This is a genomic window from Mycobacterium sp. (genome assembly GCF_039583785.1).
In the GTDB taxonomy this organism is placed as follows: Bacteria; Actinomycetota; Actinomycetes; order Mycobacteriales; family Mycobacteriaceae; genus Mycobacterium.
Genome location: NZ_JAVKSG010000172.1, coordinates 1 through 2,462, shown reverse-complemented (window position 1 = coordinate 2,462; position 2,462 = coordinate 1). Strand labels below are relative to the sequence as shown.

At 64.5% G+C, this 2,462-nt stretch carries 2 protein-coding genes; one reads left to right on the top strand and one right to left on the bottom strand.

From position 1 onward, the window contains the following. Positions 1 to 127: 127 nt before the first annotated feature. Positions 128 to 496, bottom strand: a complete 369-nt coding sequence (locus tag ABDV69_RS21035; protein ID WP_343577738.1) for a DUF6788 family protein — start codon at positions 494 to 496, stop codon at positions 128 to 130. A gap of 98 nt (positions 497 to 594) precedes the next feature. Here ABDV69_RS21035 and ABDV69_RS21030 point away from each other — a divergent pair, with 98 nt between their 5' ends. Continuing rightward, positions 595 to 2,298 (top strand): IS1634 family transposase, encoded by a 1,704-nt coding sequence (locus ABDV69_RS21030; protein ID WP_343577737.1) that lies wholly within the window; start codon positions 595 to 597, stop codon positions 2,296 to 2,298. Positions 2,299 to 2,462 lie beyond the last annotated feature (164 nt).

Below are 2,462 nucleotides of genomic sequence, written 5' to 3'. Positions count from 1 at the left end.
AACACACCAGTGCACGGTCACGGTTCGACCCCAGCCGAGCGAAGATCTCGTTGAACTCGGTGTCAGGGATCGCTCGGACAGACGTTCCGCACGTCTCGATGACGATATGGCCCCCCACTTTCCCATGTCAGCGCTTCGCTCGGTCGGAATGGCCCGCCGTGGCGACCTGACGGAGCAGGATCTCGCCGGCTGCTGCTGAAACCTCTTCCATCTGGAAGACGACCCGCTCGAGGCGTCGGCGGTTGGCGATCCATTCCCGATACAGCTCAGCTTCGTGCTCGTCGAGTCGGCGGCTCACCGTCTTGCCGGCGATCGCACGGCTCCACTGGTAGTACGGACCGTGACGTTGCGGTGGGTCGCCCATACAACGGCAGTTTGCCTTTCCACAGGACGTCTCGCGGGCCACGAGGCTGCCCGGACTGATGTAGCCGATCTCAGCGAGCTCGGCTACAAGTGAGCGGTACTTGTGCTCGTAGTGTTCGAGCCGGGTCGCCACATCGTTCCTTTCTCTCCGGGGCACCATCGGTGATCCACCATCTGTGATCGGTCAGCATGTATGCTGACCGATAGACGAGCCGATGTCAAGGAGATGCCATGACCCAAGGAGAGCACTTCGAACTGGCAAGTGAGACCCTCGGATCCCTGCCGATCGTCAATCACTTCCTCGCTCGCATGGGCATCGACAGACGCCTGGATGCCTACCTTCCCCACGATGACGCCCGGCTGCTGCTCGCCCCGGCGACTGTGATCGGGGTGGTGGTGCGCAACATCATGGTGGCGCACCGTCCGGTCTACGCGATGGGCGAGTGGGCCCAGCCCTATCAGCCGGGACTTCTCGGACTGGCGCCCGGCGAGGTAGCAGCGCTCAACGACGACCGGGTAGGGCGCATGCTCGATCGGCTCTTCGATGCCGACCGGGCGAGCGTGATCACCGAGACGGTCCTGTCGGTGGTCCAGGACTTCGCAATTGATGTCTCCCAGCTGCACAACGATTCGACGACGGTCACCCTGACCGGCAACTACGCAGAAGCGGATGGCCGAGAACGCGGGGGTAAGGCGACGCCCGCTCTTCGTCATGGGCACAACAAGGACTTTCGCCCAGACCTGAAACAATTGCTGTTCATCCTCACCGTCTCAGCAGACGGAGCGGTGCCTATCGCCTATCGGACTGCTGACGGCAACACCCCTGACGACGTTACCCACATCCCCACGTGGGACGGACTGGTCCGCCTCGTCGGCCGGACGGACTTCATGTATGTAGCGGACTCCAAGCTCTGCTCGGACAAGGCCATGCGTCACATCGAGAGCCACCACGGGCGCTTCGTCACCGTCGTCCCCCACGGCCGGCGCGAGGACACCTGGTTCAAGGACTGGGCCCAGAGCCACGCCCCGACCTGGGAGGAGGCCGAGCGCCGCCCGGGTGCCCGACTCGGCGATGCGGACCGGGTGTGGCGCACCTTCGAAGCACCGGTCCCATCTACCGGCGGCTTCCGGGTGATCTGGGTGCATTCGACGACCAAGGCTTCCGTTGACGCCGCGACACGATCGGCCCGTATCGAGGCGGGGCTCGCTGCGATCGACGCGCTGGCTGCCCGGCTCGCAAGCCCCAAGTCCCGCCTCAAGACCAAGCTCGCTGCCGAAGCTGCTGGCGAAGCCGCCCTCGCTGAGGCTCGGGCCTCCCGGTGGGTCGGCTTCAGCATCACCGAGAGCACCGAAGAGACGTTCCACCAAGAGCGTCGTGGTCGCCCTGGTTCAACCACCCGCTACCGACGGACCGAGAAGGCGGTCTTCACGGTCACCGCCAATGTCCGCTCAGAGACCGTCGCCTACGACGCGGTCACCGACGGCACGTTCCCGCTGGTGACCAACGATCGCCAGATCACCCCGGCGCAGGTCCTCGCCGTCTACCACTACCAACCGAACCTCGAACGGCGGAACCACATCTTGAAAGGACCCCAGGAAGTTGCCCCCGTCTACCTCGAGACGCCGCACCGCATCGAGGCACTCCTCCTCTGCCACTTCATCGCCATGCTCGCCGAGGCGCTCATCGAACGCGAGATCCGAACGTCGATGACCTCCGACGGCCTCACCGGCATCCCGCTCTACCCAGAGCTGCGCAACTGCCCGGCCCCGAGCTCTCCTCGCATCTTGGAGATCTTCGCTGGCGTCCAGCGTCACCACCTCATGAACCAAGGACACGTCGTGCAGGTCTTCGATCCCGAGCTCAGCCCACTTCAGCGACAAGTCCTCGACCTTCTCCACATCCCCACCACCGTCTATGCCTCGCTGGGCACCTGAGGTGGGGGGCCATATCGGTCCCGAGAAGTGCGGAACGTCTGCTGGGTGGGGGTCTTCGCCAGGGTCACCGGCAAAGTTGGATTGGCGTAGTACACCTGCGGTGAGCGCGGGACCTGTCGAGGAGCACACGCTGCCCGCTCGGTCGGCGATCATCTGCCAATGAG